The sequence below is a fragment of the Streptomyces sp. NPDC093221 genome (assembly GCF_044753885.1).
Taxonomy (GTDB): domain Bacteria; phylum Actinomycetota; class Actinomycetes; order Streptomycetales; family Streptomycetaceae; genus Actinacidiphila.
Genome location: NZ_JBIVOA010000001.1, coordinates 933,962 through 950,634, shown reverse-complemented (window position 1 = coordinate 950,634; position 16,673 = coordinate 933,962). Strand labels below are relative to the sequence as shown.

General features: G+C 72.4%; 19 protein-coding genes. 9 read left to right on the top strand and 10 right to left on the bottom strand.

What is annotated here, in order from left to right; genetic code table 11:
* Nucleotide 1 precedes the first annotated feature (1 nt).
* From ACIQCJ_RS04265 to ACIQCJ_RS04245, 5 genes are all read left to right on the top strand, one after another.
* Nucleotides 2–1,648, top strand: a complete 1,647-nt coding sequence (locus ACIQCJ_RS04265; RefSeq protein ID WP_355337392.1) for a DNA repair helicase XPB — start codon at nucleotides 2–4, stop codon at nucleotides 1,646–1,648.
* Nucleotides 1,649–1,701: 53 nt separating this feature from the next.
* Nucleotides 1,702–2,010, top strand: coding sequence for a hypothetical protein (locus tag ACIQCJ_RS04260; RefSeq protein WP_402710644.1), 309 nt, complete (start codon nucleotides 1,702–1,704; stop codon nucleotides 2,008–2,010).
* A 65-nt stretch (nucleotides 2,011–2,075) separates the two neighbouring features.
* The gene (locus tag ACIQCJ_RS04255; RefSeq protein ID WP_402710643.1) at nucleotides 2,076–2,663 is read left to right on the top strand and encodes a hypothetical protein; all 588 of its coding nucleotides are present in this window, start codon (nucleotides 2,076–2,078) and stop codon (nucleotides 2,661–2,663) included.
* Nucleotides 2,664–2,704: 41 nt separating this feature from the next.
* Nucleotides 2,705–4,063 carry a putative T7SS-secreted protein gene (locus ACIQCJ_RS04250; protein ID WP_402710642.1) on the top strand — a complete coding sequence of 453 codons (1,359 nt, stop codon included), beginning with the start codon at nucleotides 2,705–2,707 and terminating at the stop codon, nucleotides 4,061–4,063.
* Nucleotides 4,060–4,833 carry a hypothetical protein gene (locus ACIQCJ_RS04245; protein WP_402710641.1) on the top strand — a complete coding sequence of 258 codons (774 nt, stop codon included), beginning with the start codon at nucleotides 4,060–4,062 and terminating at the stop codon, nucleotides 4,831–4,833. The genes ACIQCJ_RS04250 and ACIQCJ_RS04245 overlap by 4 nt, the downstream gene beginning before the upstream one ends.
* Here ACIQCJ_RS04245 and ACIQCJ_RS04240 read toward each other — a convergent pair.
* Genes ACIQCJ_RS04240 through ACIQCJ_RS04230 form a run of 3 tightly spaced genes read right to left on the bottom strand, consistent with a single transcriptional unit; the run spans nucleotide 4,806 to nucleotide 6,885 of the window.
* On the bottom strand, nucleotides 4,806–5,282 hold the full coding sequence (locus ACIQCJ_RS04240) for a hypothetical protein (RefSeq protein WP_402710640.1): 477 nt from the start codon (nucleotides 5,280–5,282) through the stop codon (nucleotides 4,806–4,808). The genes ACIQCJ_RS04245 and ACIQCJ_RS04240 overlap by 28 nt on opposite strands.
* Nucleotides 5,279–6,655: a glycosyltransferase 87 family protein gene (locus tag ACIQCJ_RS04235; RefSeq protein ID WP_402710639.1), complete on the bottom strand. Its 1,377-nt coding sequence runs from the start codon at nucleotides 6,653–6,655 to the stop codon at nucleotides 5,279–5,281. Before ACIQCJ_RS04235 ends, ACIQCJ_RS04240 begins: the two co-directional genes overlap by 4 nt.
* A gap of 59 nt (nucleotides 6,656–6,714) precedes the next feature.
* Nucleotides 6,715–6,885, bottom strand: coding sequence for a hypothetical protein (locus tag ACIQCJ_RS04230; protein ID WP_355337380.1), 171 nt, complete (start codon nucleotides 6,883–6,885; stop codon nucleotides 6,715–6,717).
* A gap of 347 nt (nucleotides 6,886–7,232) precedes the next feature.
* Here ACIQCJ_RS04230 and ACIQCJ_RS04225 point away from each other — a divergent pair, with 347 nt between their 5' ends.
* Nucleotides 7,233–9,347 (top strand): HelD family protein, encoded by a 2,115-nt coding sequence (locus ACIQCJ_RS04225; protein ID WP_402710638.1) that lies wholly within the window; start codon nucleotides 7,233–7,235, stop codon nucleotides 9,345–9,347.
* A gap of 43 nt (nucleotides 9,348–9,390) precedes the next feature.
* On the opposite strand, the gene ACIQCJ_RS04220 is transcribed toward ACIQCJ_RS04225, so the two are convergent.
* From ACIQCJ_RS04220 to ACIQCJ_RS04210, 3 genes are all read right to left on the bottom strand, one after another.
* Nucleotides 9,391–9,795, bottom strand: a complete 405-nt coding sequence (locus ACIQCJ_RS04220) for a VOC family protein (RefSeq protein ID WP_188285367.1) — start codon at nucleotides 9,793–9,795, stop codon at nucleotides 9,391–9,393.
* 52 nt (nucleotides 9,796–9,847) lie between these two features.
* Complete coding sequence (locus tag ACIQCJ_RS04215; RefSeq protein ID WP_355338040.1) at nucleotides 9,848–10,267, bottom strand: helix-turn-helix transcriptional regulator; 420 nt, start codon at nucleotides 10,265–10,267, stop codon at nucleotides 9,848–9,850.
* 103 nt (nucleotides 10,268–10,370) lie between these two features.
* Nucleotides 10,371–11,081, bottom strand: coding sequence for a copper homeostasis protein CutC (locus ACIQCJ_RS04210; RefSeq protein ID WP_391043066.1), 711 nt, complete (start codon nucleotides 11,079–11,081; stop codon nucleotides 10,371–10,373).
* Between the two features lie 60 nt (nucleotides 11,082–11,141).
* Between ACIQCJ_RS04210 and ACIQCJ_RS04205 the strand changes: the two genes are divergently transcribed.
* On the top strand, nucleotides 11,142–11,822 hold the full coding sequence (locus ACIQCJ_RS04205; RefSeq protein ID WP_402710637.1) for a hypothetical protein: 681 nt from the start codon (nucleotides 11,142–11,144) through the stop codon (nucleotides 11,820–11,822).
* A gap of 15 nt (nucleotides 11,823–11,837) precedes the next feature.
* On the opposite strand, the gene ACIQCJ_RS04200 is transcribed toward ACIQCJ_RS04205, so the two are convergent.
* Nucleotides 11,838–12,104: a DUF4031 domain-containing protein gene (locus ACIQCJ_RS04200; protein WP_355337366.1), complete on the bottom strand. Its 267-nt coding sequence runs from the start codon at nucleotides 12,102–12,104 to the stop codon at nucleotides 11,838–11,840.
* Nucleotides 12,105–12,129: 25 nt separating this feature from the next.
* Nucleotides 12,130–12,483, bottom strand: coding sequence for a hypothetical protein (locus ACIQCJ_RS04195; protein ID WP_391043064.1), 354 nt, complete (start codon nucleotides 12,481–12,483; stop codon nucleotides 12,130–12,132).
* 89 nt (nucleotides 12,484–12,572) lie between these two features.
* On the opposite strand from ACIQCJ_RS04195, the gene ACIQCJ_RS04190 reads away from it, so the two are divergent.
* The gene (locus ACIQCJ_RS04190; RefSeq protein WP_391043062.1) at nucleotides 12,573–13,541 is read left to right on the top strand and encodes an SIS domain-containing protein; all 969 of its coding nucleotides are present in this window, start codon (nucleotides 12,573–12,575) and stop codon (nucleotides 13,539–13,541) included.
* 40 nt (nucleotides 13,542–13,581) lie between these two features.
* Nucleotides 13,582–14,526, top strand: coding sequence for an N-acetylmuramic acid 6-phosphate etherase (murQ, locus tag ACIQCJ_RS04185; protein WP_355337360.1), 945 nt, complete (start codon nucleotides 13,582–13,584; stop codon nucleotides 14,524–14,526).
* Between the two features lie 18 nt (nucleotides 14,527–14,544).
* Here murQ and ACIQCJ_RS04180 read toward each other — a convergent pair whose 3' ends face one another.
* A complete protein-coding gene (locus tag ACIQCJ_RS04180; protein ID WP_391043565.1) occupies nucleotides 14,545–15,309 on the bottom strand; it encodes an enoyl-CoA hydratase-related protein in 765 nt (254 codons plus the stop codon).
* Nucleotides 15,310–15,356: 47 nt separating this feature from the next.
* Nucleotides 15,357–16,268, bottom strand: coding sequence for a cytochrome P450 (locus tag ACIQCJ_RS04175; protein WP_355337357.1), 912 nt, complete (start codon nucleotides 16,266–16,268; stop codon nucleotides 15,357–15,359).
* Nucleotides 16,269–16,673: the final 405 nt, after the last annotated feature.

Here is a 16,673-nt window from a genome sequence, read left to right as displayed (position 1 = left end):
CGTGTCCTGTCTCATCGTGCAGAGCGACAAAACGCTCCTCCTGGAGGTCGATCACGAGCAGGCGGACGCCTGCCGCCGCGCCATCGCGCCCTTCGCGGAGCTGGAGCGCGCCCCCGAGCACATCCACACCTACCGGCTGACCCCGCTCGGCCTGTGGAACGCGCGGGCGGCGGGCCACGACGCCGAGCAGGTGGTGGACGCGCTGGTCGAGTACTCGCGCTATCCGGTGCCGCACGCGCTGCTGGTCGACGTGGCCGAGACGATGGACCGCTACGGGCGGCTGCGGCTGAGCAAGCACCCCACCCACGGCCTGGTGCTGACCAGCACCGACCGCCCGGTCCTCGAGGAGATCCTGCGCTCGAAGAAGATCCAGCCGCTGGTGGGCGCCCGGATCGACCCGGACACGGTGCTGGTGCACCCCTCCGAGCGCGGCCAGATCAAGCAGGTGCTGCTCAAGCTCGGCTGGCCCGCCGAGGACTTCGCCGGTTACGTGGACGGCGAGGCGCACCCGATCGAGCTGGACGAGACCGGCTGGGCGCTGCGGCCGTACCAGCGGCAGGCCGTGGAGAACTTCTGGCACGGCGGCTCCGGTGTCGTCGTGCTGCCCTGCGGCGCGGGCAAGACGCTGGTCGGCGCGGGCGCGATGGCCGAGGCCAAGGCGACCACGCTGATCCTGGTGACGAACACCGTCTCGGCGCGGCAGTGGAAGAGCGAGCTGATCAAGCGGACGTCGCTGACCGAGGAGGAGATCGGCGAGTACAGCGGCACCCGCAAGGAGATCCGGCCGGTCACCATCGCCACGTACCAGGTGCTGACGACCAAGCGGAAGGGCGTCTACGCGCACCTGGAGCTGTTCGACTCCCGCGACTGGGGCCTGATCCTCTACGACGAGGTGCACCTGCTGCCCGCGCCGGTCTTCAAGTTCACCGCCGACCTCCAGGCGCGGCGGCGGCTCGGCCTGACCGCGACGCTGGTCCGCGAGGACGGCCGCGAGTCCGACGTCTTCTCCCTCATCGGCCCGAAGCGGTTCGACGCGCCCTGGAAGGAGATCGAGGCGCAGGGCTACATCGCGCCCGCCGACTGCGTCGAGGTCCGCGTCAACCTCACCGACTCCGAGCGGCTCGCCTACGCGACCGCCGAGCCCGAGGAGAAGTACCGCTACTGCGCCACGACCGCCACCAAGCGGCGCGTCACCGAGGCCCTGGTCGCCCAGCACAAGGGGCAGCAGACCCTCGTCATCGGCCAGTACATCGACCAGCTCGACGAGTTGGGCGAGCACCTCAACGCCCCCGTCATCAAGGGCGAGACCACCAACGCCCAGCGCGAGAAGCTCTTCGGCGCCTTCCGCAACGGCGAGATCTCCGTCCTGGTCGTCTCCAAGGTCGCCAACTTCTCCATCGACCTCCCCGAGGCCACCGTCGCCATCCAGGTCTCCGGCACCTTCGGCTCCCGCCAGGAGGAGGCCCAGCGCCTCGGCCGCGTCCTGCGCCCCAAGGCCGACGGCCACGAGGCCCGCTTCTACTCCGTCGTCGCCCGCGACACCATCGACCAGGACTTCGCCGCCCACCGCCAGCGCTTCCTCGCCGAACAGGGCTACGCCTATCGCATCATCGACGCCGACGGCCTCCTGGAAGGCGAGACGGCCTAGACCGTTTCCGATAGCCTTTTCGCGTCCTGCATATCGGCGGAACGGAGGCTCAGTTGTCGTTTCTGAAGTTCTTCGGCGACGAGGTCAAGGGGATCGCGCGGACCCTGGAGACCAGCGGTGAGCACATGCGGGGCGCGTCCAAGGAGATGCAGCGGGTCGACGCAAGCCGGCTCGGGCACGCCGATCTGCATTCCGCTTGTGACGATTTCGCCGACTCGTGGCACTACGGATTCGGGCAACTCTCCAAGGCCACGAAGGGGATCTCCGAATACGCCGACAAGGCGTCCGACGAATTCCAGAAGATGGACCAGAAGCTCGCGGACGACCTGCGGAAGAAGAGCCAGGAGCACGGCGGTTCCTAGCCCGGGCGGCAGGTGAAGGACCGACGACGACCGACGGCCAGGGAGAGGGAGGTGAACAGCGCTTCATGCCACGCAGGACTCCGCTCACCGCGCTGAGGGACGCCGTCAGCACCGGACGCGACCAGTACGAGGTGCAACTCACCTCTCCGGGCCTGAGGAAACTCGCCGCTTACGCCTACGTGGCCGAGCAGTTCGGCTACCGGTACGCGGGCCCGGCGCCCGGCAGCCGCTCGATGAACCAGCCGCTGATGACCTTCCGGCGGAACCCGGAGTCGGGGGATCTCGCCGCGCGGACCGCGGCCCGGTATCCCGACCCGGCCGGGGGCGGTCCGCTGCCGGGAATGGTCGAGGGACGCGGACTGCGGCCCGCGAAGTCGGCGGCGGGTGACGTGCGCCTGATCCATTCGCGGATGGTCGTCGACGCGTGCCTTCGCTACGGCCGACGGGTGCGGAAGAACATCCTGGTGCTGCTCGTCGTCATAGCGGGCGTCCTCTTCTTTCCCGGATACACCGTGCGTCACGTCCTCGTCGGCGCGGGCGTATGGCTGGCTTTCTTCGCCGTGTACCTGATCGGGCTCGGCATCGCGCGGCTCAGACTCGCGCGGCATCGGAATCGCTTGGCGGCAAGCGGAGTCCGGTGGCCGCCGCCGTAAAACGTTCAGTGGCCACCGTCGTGGTTCGAGGGGGAGAACTGATGGCTTCAGACACGTATCCGCACCTTGGTTTTGATCCGGCACCCGGAGATCTCGAATCGACCCGTGCCCTGACGCTGGCCATCGGCCGGGTCATCGGCGGAAGCGACGCCGCGAAGACCGAACTGGGCAAGATGGGCAGCGCGGACGGTGCGTGGGTCGGGAAGTCCGCGGACGCGTTCACCGAGGCATACGCGAAAGTGCCGCCGTATCTCCAGAAGGCGCTGACATCGCTGAGCACCGCGCATCGCGCTCTCACCTCCTGGGAGCGGCAGTTGGACGGTTTCCAGGCGCGGGCCCGGCGGCTGGAGTCGGACGCGGCGCACGCCGCGGCGCGGGTCAGCTCCGCGCAGTCCGCGGTCGACGCGCTCCCCTCCTCCACCGACGGGATGACGGACCAGGAGAAGGAGCGGCACGAGGGCGACACCAAGACCACGAAGAGTTCCCTGGACTCCGCCACCACCGAACTGGCGGCCGTCCGCGACCGCGGCCACGCGCTCAAGTCCGAGCACGCGCAGGCCGCTTCGGACACCGCGCGGCTCATCCACGGCGCGGCGGACGACGCGCCGCCCGAGCCCGGCTGGTTCGACAAGGCGATGCACGCGGTGGCCGCGTTCGCCGAGGGCGCCTGGGACGTGATCAGCGACCCCGAGTTCTGGAAGCTGATCGGCGACATCCTGGCGGACGTCGCCATGGTCATCGGTGTGGCAGCGATCTTCATATCGGGGCTCGGCATGGCGGCGTTCGTCGTCGCGGCTCTCGCGCTCGCCTTCCATCTGGCCGCGAAGGCGGGCGGCGCGGACGTGTCGTGGGAGACCCTGGCCTGGGACGCGGTCGGCGTGTTCGCCGGTGCCGTGAGTCTCGGCGGCGCGCGGCTGGCCAGGGCCGGTGAGGGGCTGGTGGAGGCGGGGCGCAGTTTGCGACTGACCTCCGGTTTCATGAAGTCGCTCGGCGAGGTCAGATTCGGCAACATCTTCAAGGGTCTCAAGGGCATCCCCAGCGGTGTCTCGAACACCGCCCGCGGATTCGCCATGGCGGGCAAGGGCTGGGTGTTCAAGGGCGCGGGCGAGATGATCGACACCGGGGCCACCTGGGTGGGAGCCGCGCTCGCCATCGGTTCCAACGTGCACAACGGCAGTTGGAGCAAGGGGCGTTGGACGGACGGGAAGTGGGAGGTCGGTGACATCCCGGTGGTCGGCCCCCTGGTGAACTACGTCAGCCCGCCCACGACCACCGCCGCGCCCGCCCCTGCGGCGAGCGGCCCCCAGCGGCCCGTCTTCGACCCGTCCTCGGTCCTGACCTCGTCCGGCAGCGCCTTCACCTCGCATCTGGACCCGTCGCGGTTCGGTACCGCCGCATGAGCGTCGCCGAGCAGCGCGGGACGGGCGCCTCAGGTCCTGACACCGTCCCCGCCTTCCGTTACGCGTTCCACCACCACGTCCCCGACGAGTTCGTGCGACTGCCCGACCCCACCGGGTCCGACGGCTGGCGCCAGGCCATGGCGGAGTTGCTGCCGGAGGCCGGTGAGGAAGAACGGGAGGCGGCGGGCGAGAGCCTGCGGCAGCAACTGCCGCTGCTGACGGCCCGGGAGAATGTCGTCCTCACCGCCATGTGCATCGGCACCGAGAACGTCGACGGGGGCGAGCGGCTGTCCATGGGCCTGGTCGCGGTGACGGTACGGCCGAGCGGCCACACCCCCGCGAGCCGCGTCTTCACCGCGGAGGGCATCTACCAGGCCGCGGTGCGCAAGGTGTTCTCGGCCGTACCCGAGGGGTCGCTCCAGGAGTTGAGCTTCCCGCTCGGCGAGGGCCTTCAGGGCCCGGAGGACATGGTCCTCGCCGCGAAGCTTCCGTGCGGGCCCGGCGTCATGACGACGGCGCTGCGCAGCCTCCAGTTCCCCACCCTCGAACCGGGTCTGGCCACACCGCCGCTCCCCGTCGGCGTCCTGGAGCTGATCGTTCCCGCGCCGCACAGCTACTGCGTCTGCGTCACCATCTCCACCCCGTCGGTGTTCCTGCTCGACTCCTACAGCGCGCGCCTGGCGCACATCGGCAGAACGCTGGAGTTCGCAGAGCCGGACCGGAGCCCGTCGCACGACGGGGCTCAGCCGGCGGCGGGGAGGTGGAAGTAGATCAGGAGGGTGGTGACGGCGAGGAGCGGGGCGGCGAGGGAGGCGACGGCGCGGGTCGTGCGGTGGCGCAGGCGCCAGGGGAGGGCCCAGGACACGACGAGCGCGACGACGGCGAGCAGGAGGACGGCGGGGGCGACCAGGAGCATGGTGGTCAGCGCCTGGCAGCCGTTCGGCGTGCAGGAGTCCGTCGCCATCGGGGAGAACATCGCGATCAGGCCGCAGAAGGCGATGACCGGGCCGCCGAGGACGGTGGCGATCAGCGGGGCGACGTAGGCGTGGCTGTCGTGGTCCGGCGGCCTGAAGCGGGGCACGAAGGGAGGCATGACGGGGGCGGGGCCGTAGGCGGGGCTCTGCGGGACCTGCGGACGGGTGCCCGCGCCGTGCTGCCACTCGTGCGGCTGCGGCGGGCCGTACGGGTCCTGCGGGACGTACGGGCGGCTGTTGGTCATGTCATCCATTCAACGGACCGGGCGGCCGGGCCGGATCCGGCGTCGTACTCAGGTCGGCGTGGGCGGGTACTCAGGGCGGTGCCGGCCAGCAGGGCGAGGCCGAGCAGGGGGTAGGGGGCGGCGAGGGGCTGTTCCCACCAGGAGAAGCGCAGGTCGCGGTCGCCCTGGTGCGGCACGAGCCACATGCTGCGGCCGTAGAAGACGGCGGCGCACCCGAGGAGCGCGGCGCGGCGGCCGAGCAGGTCGGCGGCGCGCGGGCCGCGCGACCGTGCCGTACGGGAGCCGGGGCCGGGGCCGCTGTCCGGGCCTGGGCCTGGGCCTTCGGCGGACAGGCGCGTGGCCAGGAACGCCAGGAGGGGCACGCACCAGACCCAGTGGTGGGACCAGCTCACCGGCGAGATAAGCAGCGCGGTGACGGCGGCGCAGAGCAGGCCGAGCGCGGGCCGGCCGCCGCGGTGGGCGCGGGCGGCGACGGCGAGTCCCGCGGCGGCGGTGACCAGGGCGGACGCGGCCCAGAGCAGGCCGGGGGCCGGGGTGTGCAGGACGCGGGCGAGCAGACCCTGGAGGGACTGGTTGTCGACGATCCAGACCTCGCCGACCCGGTCGGTCTCGTAGAGCCGGGCGGTCCAGAAGTCCAGCGAGGCGCCGGGCAGGACGGCGAGCCCGAGCGCCGCGCTCGCGGCGAATCCGGCGGCGGCGCGGGCCGCCTCCCGGCGGCGGCCGGTGAGCGCGAGGTGCACGGCCAGCAGCGCGGGCGTGATCTTGACGCCCGCCGCGAGGCCCAGCGCGAAACCCTTGCCCCGCGCGCCCTCGGGGCGGGTGAGGTCCCACAGGACGAGGACGGCGACGGCGAGGTTGATCTGCCCGAAGACCACCGTCTGGAAGACGGGTTCGAGCCAGAGCGCGCCCGCGGTGCCGAGCAGGACGGGCACCGCGTACCGCCGGGACCGTACGGCGTCGGCGGCGGCGGTCCCGGTGTCCGCGGCCAGCCGCAGGGAGAGGCGGACGAGGGCGGCCAGCAGGGCCAGATTGGCGGCGACGCAGGCCGCGCGGGCGGCCGACAGCGGGAGCCGGGCGACCGGGGTGAAGAGCAGGGCCGCGAAGGGCGGGTACGTGGCGGGCAGCCGCCAGCGTGTGACGCGGAATCCGTACAGGTCCCGGCCGCCCAGGACGGCGGCGCCTTCGGCGCGGTAGACCTGAAGGTCGGCCATCGGGACCGGGCGGCGGAGCCACCAGGCAGCGAAGAGGGCGAGGGAGAGCGCGAGCGCGGCGAGCGCCAGCGCGGTGGTGCCGGGACAGCGGGCGCTACGGGGACGGCGAGGGTCGGCGGGACGGTCGGCGGGGCGCGCCGGGCCGAGCGCGGGAGCGGTCACCGCGGCGACAGTAGTGGACCTGCCCGCCGGTGATCGTCAACGCGGCGCGGGGCCGCCGCTCAGTGGCGCTTGCCCTCGTTGCCGAGCAGCACCACTTCGACGGCCGTGACGGCGAAGACACGGACCGCGCGCAGCGTGCTTCCCAGCAGGTGGCGGGGGTGATCGGGGCGGGCACCGAGAGCGGTGCCGCCGTGGACGGTGGGACCTGGGGAAACGGTGGTGGTGGTCATGAATCCACCGTACGAAATCAGGCATACGGCCTACATCGGGCTCAGGGCTTAACTCGCACGCTCCGTGTCCGACTCTGGTCTGACACCGGACCCTGACCCGGGTATCAGGGTCACCCTGAGGCCCTACGACCTGCGGCTCCCCCGGGCCCCCGGGCCGCGTCTCCGCCCCGCCCGACCGCAGGTCGAACGGGGGGTGAAATTCGTTCGCGGCTCCCCGCGCGGACGCGTATGATCGCCGGTCTTGCCGCCTCCCCACGGGAGTGCCGCCGGCCGGACGGAAACCGGTCGGCTCGTCGCCTCGCCGACGACCCCTCGCGTACGCACTCGTATCAGCCGGAGGCAAAGCCGTGCCCTCGCACGTCCCGACCCAGGGCAGCAGCCCCAGCCCGCAGGACCGCACCGACCACTCCCCCGACCCGCTCGGCAGGGAACGCTCCCACCTCGCCTCGTCCCGTACCGCGCTGCGCGCCATGCGGCACGACGTGGAGTCGCTCGACATCGCGGACGTGACGGGAAACTGGGTCAACGCCAAGATCCTCGCCGCCGAGATCGACGACCGCATCAAGGCGCTCTCCGACCTCGCCGACACCCCGCTCTTCTTCGGCCGCCTGGACTACCTGCACGCGCCCGGCACGGAACTGGCCGAGGGCGCGACCGGCGAGCAGTTCTACATCGGCCGCCGCCATGTGCACGACGCGGACGGCGACCCGATGGTGATCGACTGGCGCGCGCCGGTCTCGCAACCCTTCTACCAGGCGTCGCGCCGCAAGCCGATGGACGTACGGCTGCGCCGCAGGTTCGGCTACACCGGCGGGGACCTGACCGCGTACGAGGACGAGTACCTCACCGACCCGCCGGAGGGCGCGGCGGATCCGGGGACGTCGAGCAAGCTGCTCCAGAGCGAGATCGAACGGCCCCGCGTCGGCCCCATGCGCGACATCGTCGCCACCATCCAGCCCGAGCAGGACGAGATCGTCCGCGCCGACATCACCGGCAGCGTCTGTGTGCAGGGCGCGCCCGGCACCGGGAAGACCGCTGTCGGCCTGCACCGGGTCGCGTATCTGCTCTACGCGCACCGCGAGCGGCTGGCGCGGACCGGCACGCTGGTGATCGGGCCGAACCGGTCCTTCCTCCAGTACATCGAGCAAGTGCTGCCCGCGCTGGGCGAGTTGCAGGTCAAGCAGGCCACCGTGGACGACCTGGTGGCCCATGTCGAGGTGCGCGGCACCGACTCGGCGGCGGCGGCCACGGTCAAGGGCGACGCGCGGATGGCGGAGGTGCTGCGACGGGCGGTGCGGTCCGGCATCCGGATGCCCACCGAGCCGGTGATGGTGGTGCGCGGCTCGCGGCGCTGGCGGGTCCCGGCGTACGAACTGGAGGAGATCGTCAAGGAGTTGGCGGCCCGCGACATCCGGTACGGCGCCGCGCACGACGCGCTGCCGCAGCGGATCGCGCACGTCGTCCTCGTACAGATGGAGCGCTCGGGCGAGGCGCCGGACGACCGCGTGCAGGACGCGGTGGCGCGAACTCCCGCCGTGAAGGCGGCCGTCAAGGCGTGCTGGCCCGCGGTCGATCCGGCCAAGACGGTGCTGCGGCTGCTGTCGGACCCGGAGTTCCTGGCCGAGGCGGCGGACGGGGTGCTGGACGCCGAGGAGCAGCGGACGATCCTGTGGGCGAAGCCCGCGCGGGGGCTCGCGTCGGCCAAGTGGTCAGCCGCCGACGCGGTGTTGATCGACGAGGCGTACGACCTCGTGCAGCGGACGTCGTCGCTCGGGCATGTGGTGCTGGACGAGGCGCAGGATCTGTCGCCGATGCAGTACCGCGCGGTGGGGCGGCGCTGCTCGACCGGGTCCGCGACCGTGCTCGGCGACCTCGCGCAGGGCACCACGCCCTGGGCCACCGGCTCGTGGGCCGAGGCGCTGGGCCATCTCGGCAAGCCGGACGCCCGCGTCGAGGAGTTGACGGCCGGTTTCCGTGTGCCGCGCGAGGTGATCGCGTACGCCACGCGGCTGCTGCCGCAGATCGCGCCGGGCCTCGCGCCCGCCACGTCCGTCCGTGAGGCGGCCGGCACGATGTCGGTACGGGCCGTCGCCGCCGGCGCGCTGGACGCGGCCGTGCTCGCGGCCTGCGACACGGCGCTCCGGCACGAGGGGTCCGTCGGCCTGATCGCCGCCGACCCGCGGATTCCCGTACTGGCCACGGCACTTGAGGCCGCCGGAATCCAGTACGTCTCGCCCGGTGAGGAGACCTCCGCCGAGGCCCGCGTCACGCTGGTGCCCGCGTCCCTGGCCAAGGGCCTGGAGTACGACTACGTCGTGCTCGACGAGCCCTCGGACATCGTGGCCGCCGAGCCCGACGTCCGCACCGGCCTGCGACGCCTGTACGTCTGCCTCACCCGGGCCGTCTCCGGCCTCGCGGTGCTGCACACCGCGCCGCTCCCCGAGGCCCTGGCCCCGGCCTAGGCCGCGTCCGCAAGGTCTCGTCTGGCGGGCGCGCCGCTGCGCGCTACGCCTGCTCGATGCGGAAGAAGTTGCCCGCCGGATCCCGTACGGCGCCGTCCCGTACCCCCCACGGCTGGCTGGCGGGCTCCTGGAGCACCTCGGCCCCCGCCGCCCCCGCGACGGCCTCGAACGTCGCGTCGAGGTCGTCGCTGCGGAAGTGCAGCGGCCGCAGCTCCCCCTTGGCCAGCAGCGCCGCCAGCGTGTCCCCGTCCTCCTTCGACCGCCCCGCGTGCGGCTGCGACAGCACGATCTGGATCTCCGGCTGGCTCTTGGTCGTCAGCGTGATCCACCGGAAGCCGTCGTGCTCGACCTCATTGCGCACGGTGAGACCGAGGGTGTCCCGGTAGAAGACGAGGGCGGCGTCGGGGTCGTCGACGAAGACGTGCACGGCACTGATGGAAACGGTCATACGGCCGATGCTAGGGGCTGTCCGGCCGATATCGGAGGCGACGGGCGCGGGCTCACAGCGGCGAGCGCGCGGCGGCGCCGCCCGTCTTGCGGGGGCGGGTCACCAGCATGACCTGGCAGCCGGGGACGACCTCCAAGTCGCTGTGGTCGCGGGCGCGGTAGGCGCTGGGGGTCTCGCCGACGATCTGGGTGAAGCGGGCGGAGAAAGAGCCGAGGCTGGTGCAGCCGACGGCGAAGCAGGCGTCGGTGACGCTGACGTCGCCGCGCCGCAGGAGGGCGGTGGCGCGCTCGATGCGGCGGGTCATGAGGTAGGAGTACGGGGTCTCGCCGTACGCCGCGCGGAACTGGCGGCTGAAGTGGCCGGTCGACATCAGCGCGGTCCGGGCCAGGGCCGGGACGTCGAGCGGCTGGGCGTACTCGCGGTCCATACGGTCGCGGGCACGCCGAAGAAGCCGCAGCTCGCCCAGGTCCATGACGCTCATGGCTCCATTGTGGCGCGGGGGTACGACAACCGCCGGTACGTGCCCCGGCCCGGCGGGACCGTCCGGGGCGGCGCGACGGCCGTGCCGCCCGGCCTCAGGAGACCGGGACCGGGGTGTCCAGGGCGGCGCGCCAGCGGGCGACCGCGCGGACGTCGACCGGGGAGGCCCAGCCCGCGGGGCGCACGGCGCCGCCGACGTGGAAGCCGTCGAGCCCGGCGCCGCGCAGGTGCGGCACATGCTCCAGGAGCAGGCCGCCGCCGACGAGGAGCTGGGGTTCGTACCCCGGTTCGCCGGTGCGCGCGGCCTCGTCGCAGAGCACCGGGAGCCCGGCGGGCACGCCGTCCGCGGCGCCCGCGGTGAGGTATGTGTCGAGGCCCGGCAGCCCGGCGAGCTGGAGGCGGAGCGCGTCGCGGTCGGCGGCGCGGTCGATGGCCCGGTGGAAGGTCCAGCGGCAGCCGTCGATGACGTCGACCAGCGCGTGCACGGCGTCGAGGTCGGCGCGCCCGCCGTCGTCGAGGAAGCCGAGGACGAACTCGTCAGCGCCCTCGGACCGCAAGGACTGCGCGGCGGCGCACAGGGCGTCGAGGTCGCGCGCGTCACCGGCGCTGAATCCGTCGGACAGCCGCAGCATGACGCGCAGCGGGATGTCGACGGCCGCCCTGATCGCCCCGAAGGTGGCGCGGGAGGGGGTGAGCCCGTCCGCGGCCATGTCGGTGACCAGTTCGAGGCGGTCCGCGCCGCCGTCCCGGGCCGCTACGGCATCGTCCGCGCCGAGGGCGATCACCTCGAAGATTGGTCTAGACATATGAGCAAGGGTGCCACATGCGTCACTCCCGCGCGAGACGTGTAGCGCACAATTACCGGCATGTCCTTCACGCCCGCCGCCCCTCACCCCCGCTACGACGCCCTGCTCGCCGAGTGGTGCGACCTGCTGCGCCGCTGCCAGGAGCCGACAGCGGACGACGCGCCCGCCCCCGACCCCGCGCCGTACGGCGCCGATCTGCTCGGCCGCTGGGCCGAACCGCAGCGGCGTTACCACACGCTGGACCATCTCCAGGCGGTCCTGGACCACGCCACCGAACTGACCGCGTACGCCGCCGATCCGGACGCGGTGGCCCTCGCCGTCTGGTTCCACGACGCGGTCTACCGCCCCGACCGCTCGGAGAACGAGGAGCGCAGCGCCCACCTCGCCGAACGCGCCCTGCCCGAGGCGGGCGTGGCCGCCGACCGCACCGCCGAGGTCGCCCGCCTGGTGCGTCTGACGGTCACCCACGACCCGGCCGAGGGCGACCACAACGGCGCGGTCCTCTGCGACGCCGACCTCGCCGTCCTGGCCGGCGACCCCGCCGCCTACGCGGCCTACGCCGCCGCCGTCCGCTCCGAGTACGGCTTCGTCCCCGACGACGCCTTCCGCGCCGGCCGCGCCGCCGTCCTGCGCCAACTCCTCGCCCTCCCCGCCCTGTTCCGCACCCCTTACGGCAAGGACCAGTGGGAGCGCACGGCCCGCCGCAATCTGACGACGGAGCTGGAGCTGCTCACGGCCTGACGGAGCCGGACCTGCTCACGGCCTGACGTATTTGCGCCGCCGCAGGCCCGCGGCGGTCAGCAGGCGGACGATCTCCTTGCTGCCGGTCTCGACCGCGCCGAGGGCGACCGCGTCGGCGTACCGCTCGGAGGGGATGTCGTAGTGGTCGCGTTCGAAGGCGCGGGACGGGGCGCCGAGGCGGGCGGCGAAGGCGTGCAGTTCGGCGTAGGAGACGTCGCTGACCAGGTGGGACCAGTGGCGGCCGTGGCCGGGCCAGGTCGGCGGGTCGATGTAGAGGGTCATGAGGGGTCCGACTCGGTGTCGTGGGTCATACCGGGTTCACCGGGGTCAGGGCGCCGACGGGGGCGACGACGGCGCCGCGGGCCTCGCAGACCCAGTGCGGGTCGGGGCCGAGTTCGGGTTCGACGGCCAGGGCGTGCGGGTCGTCGCAGTCCGGGCACAGCGGCCAGCGCCCGTAGCGTTCGAGCAGGGCGTCCTGGACGTCCTGGGCGAGCAGCCCGGGGATGTACTCCGCGCCGTCCGGCCACTGCTCCAGCCACCAGCGGCGCTTGCTGACGGCGTCCTCGACCAGCGAGACGATGTCGGCCTCCGCGACACCGCGGGCGCTGAGGTCGGACAGCACGAGAGCGCGGGCACCATGCAGCACGGTTTCACCTTCCATCCCTCCATTGTCGCAAGCCCGGCGGACGCGGACGCCGTGATCGTCGGGTGCCTTGACGTACGGCCGTCTCTGAAAATACCTTTCAGAAGGTGACCTATAGCGTGAAGGAAACTTTCTCCCCGAGCGTCCGCGCCCTCCGCGGCGTGTCCGGCGCGCCCGTCCTCCCCGTCACGCCCCCCGACCCGGGGGCCCTCGCCGCCAAGGTCCGCACCCTCGCGCCGTCGATGACCCGGTCCATGCACCGGGTCGCGGAAGCCGTCGCGGGTGATCCGGCGGGCTGTGCCCATCTGACCGTCACGGCGCTCGCGGTGCGTACCGGCACCAGCGAGGCGACCGTCGTCCGCACCGCCCGGCTGCTGGGCTACCCCGGCTACCGCGATCTGCGGCTGGCGCTGGCCGCGCTCGCCGCCCAGCAGGCCACCGGGGCGCCGCCCGCCGTCACCGCCGACATCGCCGTCGACGACCCGCTCGCCGACGTGGTCACCAAGCTGGCCATGGAGGAGCAGCAGACCCTCGCCGACACCGCCGCCCAGCTCGACATGGGCCAACTGGAGGCCGCCGTCGCCGCGTTGGCCGCCGCGCGGCGGACCGACATCTACGGGATAGCCGCGTCCGCGCTGGTCGGCCAGGACCTGGCGCAGAAGCTGCTGCGGATCGGCCTGATCGCGCACGCGCACGCCGACCCGCACCTGGCGGTCACCAACGCCGTACAGCTCAAGCCGGGCGATGTGGCGCTGGCCATCACGCACTCGGGCAGTACGCACGACGTCATCGAGCCGCTGCGGGCCGCGTTCGACCGGGGGGCGACGACCATCGCCATCACCGGCCGGGCGGACGGCGCGGTCACGCAGTACGCCGATCTGGTCCTGACCACGTCCACCTCCCGCGAGAGCGAGCTGCGGCCCGCCGCGATGTCCAGTCGTACGAGTCAGCTCCTCGTCGTCGACTGTCTGTTCATCGGCGTCGCGCAGCGCACCTACGAGACCGCGGCCCCGGCGCTGTCCGCCTCGTACGAAGCGCTCGCGCACCGGCACAGTCCCCGCTCGGGCCGCGCCTGACGGCCGGTCCGCACCACTCCACGACCCCCACAGCAGAAGGATGAACGAGCCGCATATGTCGCACTACACCGAGCTGCGCCGCGAGCTGGAGACCCTCACCACCGAGGCGTTCCGGCCCGAGCTCGCCGAGATCGACCGGATGCCCACCCTGGAGATCGCGCGGACCATGAACGGTGAGGACGCCACCGTTCCGGCCGCGGTCGCCGGGCAGTTGCCCGTGATCGCCGCCGCCATCGACGGGATCGCCGCCCGGATGGAACGCGGCGGACGGCTGATCTACGCGGGCGCCGGTACGGCGGGCAGGCTCGGCGTGCTCGACGCGAGCGAGTGCCCGCCGACCTTCAACACCACGCCGGGACGCGAGGTGCTCGGACTGATCGCGGGCGGCCCGTCCGCGATGATCACCTCCATCGAGGGCGCGGAGGACAGCAAGGAGCTGGCCGCCGCCGACCTCGCCGCGCTCGGACTGACCCCGGCCGACAGCGTCGTCGGCGTCTCCGCCTCCGGGCGCACTCCCTACGCGGTCGGCGCGGTGGAGTACGCGCGCGCCACGGGGGCGCTCACCGTGGGCCTGTCCTGCAACGCGGACTCGCCGCTCGCGGCGGCGGCCGACCACGGCATCGAGGTCGTCGTCGGGCCCGAACTGATCGCCGGTTCCACCCGGTTGAAGTCCGGCACCGCGCAGAAGCTCGTGCTCAACATGCTCTCGACCATCACGATGATCCGGCTCGGCAAGACGTACGGGAACCTCATGGTCGACGTGCGGGCCTCCAACGAGAAGCTGCGGGCGCGCTCGCGGCGGATCGTCGCGCTGGCCACCGGCGCGGACGAGGAGGCGATCGAGGACGCGCTGACCGCCACCGACGGCGAGGTCAAGCACGCCATCTTGACGCTGCTCGCCCATGTGGACGCGGCCACGGCGGCCCGGTTGCTGACGGAGTCGGGCGGCCACCTGCGGCAGGCGCTGGAGGCCGCGCCGAAGTAGCCGCGCGGGAGCGGGAGTTCACTGGCGCTTGGCGGACTCGGCCGCCATCATCACCGAGGCCAGCCATTCGCCGTCGAAGAGGGTGGCGTCCGCCAGGCGGTGGGCGCCGCCGTACGCGTTGAGCATCGTCTTGGCGGCGCGCAGCGCGGCCGGGGAGCGGCGGAGCATCGGCCGCGCCCACTGGTCGACGGCGGCGTCCAGCCCGGCCTCGGGCACGGCCTTGTGCAGGACGGACAGCTCGACGGCCCTGGCCGCGTCGAACGCCTCGCCGGTGAGGACGAGTTCGCGGATGCGGGCGGCTCCCACCTCGTTGAGCAGCCGGGGCAGGATGCCGCCCCAGGCGGGCGGCAGGCCCAACGCCAGCTCGGGCAGCCGGAACCGGCTGGTGTCGGCGCCGACCCGCAGGTCGCAGAACATCGCGAGCGCCACGCCCGCGCCGATCACGTCGCCGTGCACCCGCGCGACGGTGACGGCGCCGAGCGTGGCGAGCGCCTCGCACACCTGCCGCGCCTTATTGCCCATGGTCCGCAGGCCGGACCCCGTGGGGTCGGCGGCCAGCGACTCGGCGAATTCCCTGCGGTCGCCGCCGAGGCAGAAGTGCTCGCCGGCGCCGGAGAGTTCGAGCACCCGTATGCCGGGGTGGTCCTGCACCGAGCGCAGCACGGCCAGCAGTTCGTCCAGGACCGGGCCGGTGACGGCGTTCCCGGTCTCCGGGGTGTTCAGCCGTACGCGCAGCAGCGCTCCTTCCTGGCTGACGCGCAGGACCTTGAAGTAGTTCATCATGCTGTCGTTCGCCACCGGTTCTCTCGTACGGTCGTGCCGCGTGCGGCCTACAGGTCTCTGGGGCCCGCCTGTTCGGGGACGCGGGCGGACGCGGAGTCGGACACCGTCAGTGTCGTCATCCGCCGGAAGGCGACCCGCGGCGCCCACTCGGGGTCGCGGTGGACGCTCAGTCCCGGCAGCTTCCTGAGCAGCGCGGTCAGCAGCGCGGTGGCCTCCATCCTGGCCAGCGGGGCGCCGACGCAGTAGTGGATGCCGCCGCCGAAGCTGAGGTGGCTGACCTTGCGGCGGATGTCGAAGATGTGCGGGTCGGCGTACTGCGCGGGGTCGTGGTTGGCGGCGGCGAGCATCAGGTGGACGGTCTCGTCCTTGGGCACCTCGATGCCCGCGAGCGTCATGTCGTCGCCCGCGACCCGCGTCACGACGTGTATCGGCGGGTCGTAGCGCAGCACCTCCTCGACGGCGCCGGGGATGTCCTGCGGGTGGGCACGCAGCCAGCCCATCTGGCGGGGGTGCTCGGCGATCAGCCACGTCATGGTGGACAGCAGATTGGAGGTGGTCTCCAGGGCGGCGAGCACCACCAGCAGCGCGAGATAGTAGACGGCCTCGTCGGCGCGGTCGCGGTCCGGCTCCAGCCCGTCCCAGGTGCGCAGCCACTGCGAGACCGGGTCGTCCCCCGGTGACCTGCGCCTTTCGCGCACCAGCGCGGCGAAGTACTGGTGGAGTGTCACGGTGGCTTCGTCGGAGATCGCGAGCTGGCTCGGGGTGGGCAGCAGCTCCTGGGTGAACACCTGGGCGTGGGTCAAGTCCCGCAAAAGGGGGAAGTCAGCGGAGGGCAAACCCATCCACTCCCCTATCGCGCGCACCGGCAGCTCCTCGCTCACCAGTGAGACAAAATCGGCCACTCCGTCGCGCAGGCGTTCCGCGAGCCGGCCGACCAGGCGGTCCGTTGTCTTTTCCACCGATATCCGAATGTCACCGAGCGCCCTCCGGTCGAACATATTTCCGACCGAGCGGCGCATCAATGTGTGATGCGGTGGATTGAGCCGGACCAGAGTCTGACCGATCTGCCGTGAGGAAGGCGCGCTCCAGCGCGTTCCCTGGCCTTGCCTGGCGGCCCATTCGTTGTCGGTCACACGCCAGGCCCGGTCCCTCAGCACCTGGTCGCTGAGGCCGAACGACGTGATCAGGTGGCCACCCCAGGGCGCTGGGACGACATCCCCCATCGAGCGAAGCTCGTCGTAAAGAGGCAGCGGACTTTCCTGTCCGCCGGGCTTACGGAGTCGGGAAAAAAGTGATACAACTCTTCGCCGGTCGGTGGGGGCGACCGAATACGGTGTGACCATGGCGGCATTTCTCCTTGGTCC

What these genes read in the sequence shown, in the direction of transcription:
- ACIQCJ_RS04205 (WP_402710637.1), top strand. Translation starts at nt 11,142, where the DNA reads ATGTCCTTCACGCCCGCCGCCCCTCACCCCCGCTACGACGCCCTGCTC.
- murQ (WP_355337360.1), top strand. Translation starts at nt 13,582, where the DNA reads ATGAACGAGCCGCATATGTCGCACTACACCGAGCTGCGCCGCGAGCTG.
- ACIQCJ_RS04180 (WP_391043565.1), bottom strand. Translation starts at nt 15,309, where the DNA reads ATGATGAACTACTTCAAGGTCCTGCGCGTCAGCCAGGAAGGAGCGCTG.
- ACIQCJ_RS04200 (WP_355337366.1), bottom strand. Translation starts at nt 12,104, where the DNA reads ATGACCCTCTACATCGACCCGCCGACCTGGCCCGGCCACGGCCGCCAC.
- ACIQCJ_RS04195 (WP_391043064.1), bottom strand. Translation starts at nt 12,483, where the DNA reads ATGGAAGGTGAAACCGTGCTGCATGGTGCCCGCGCTCTCGTGCTGTCC.
- ACIQCJ_RS04220 (WP_188285367.1), bottom strand. Translation starts at nt 9,795, where the DNA reads ATGACCGTTTCCATCAGTGCCGTGCACGTCTTCGTCGACGACCCCGAC.
- ACIQCJ_RS04215 (WP_355338040.1), bottom strand. Translation starts at nt 10,267, where the DNA reads ATGGACCTGGGCGAGCTGCGGCTTCTTCGGCGTGCCCGCGACCGTATG.
- ACIQCJ_RS04240 (WP_402710640.1), bottom strand. Translation starts at nt 5,282, where the DNA reads ATGACCAACAGCCGCCCGTACGTCCCGCAGGACCCGTACGGCCCGCCG.
- ACIQCJ_RS04245 (WP_402710641.1), top strand. Translation starts at nt 4,060, where the DNA reads ATGAGCGTCGCCGAGCAGCGCGGGACGGGCGCCTCAGGTCCTGACACC.
- ACIQCJ_RS04255 (WP_402710643.1), top strand. Translation starts at nt 2,076, where the DNA reads ATGCCACGCAGGACTCCGCTCACCGCGCTGAGGGACGCCGTCAGCACC.
- ACIQCJ_RS04210 (WP_391043066.1), bottom strand. Translation starts at nt 11,081, where the DNA reads ATGTCTAGACCAATCTTCGAGGTGATCGCCCTCGGCGCGGACGATGCC.
- ACIQCJ_RS04250 (WP_402710642.1), top strand. Translation starts at nt 2,705, where the DNA reads ATGGCTTCAGACACGTATCCGCACCTTGGTTTTGATCCGGCACCCGGA.
- ACIQCJ_RS04230 (WP_355337380.1), bottom strand. Translation starts at nt 6,885, where the DNA reads ATGACCACCACCACCGTTTCCCCAGGTCCCACCGTCCACGGCGGCACC.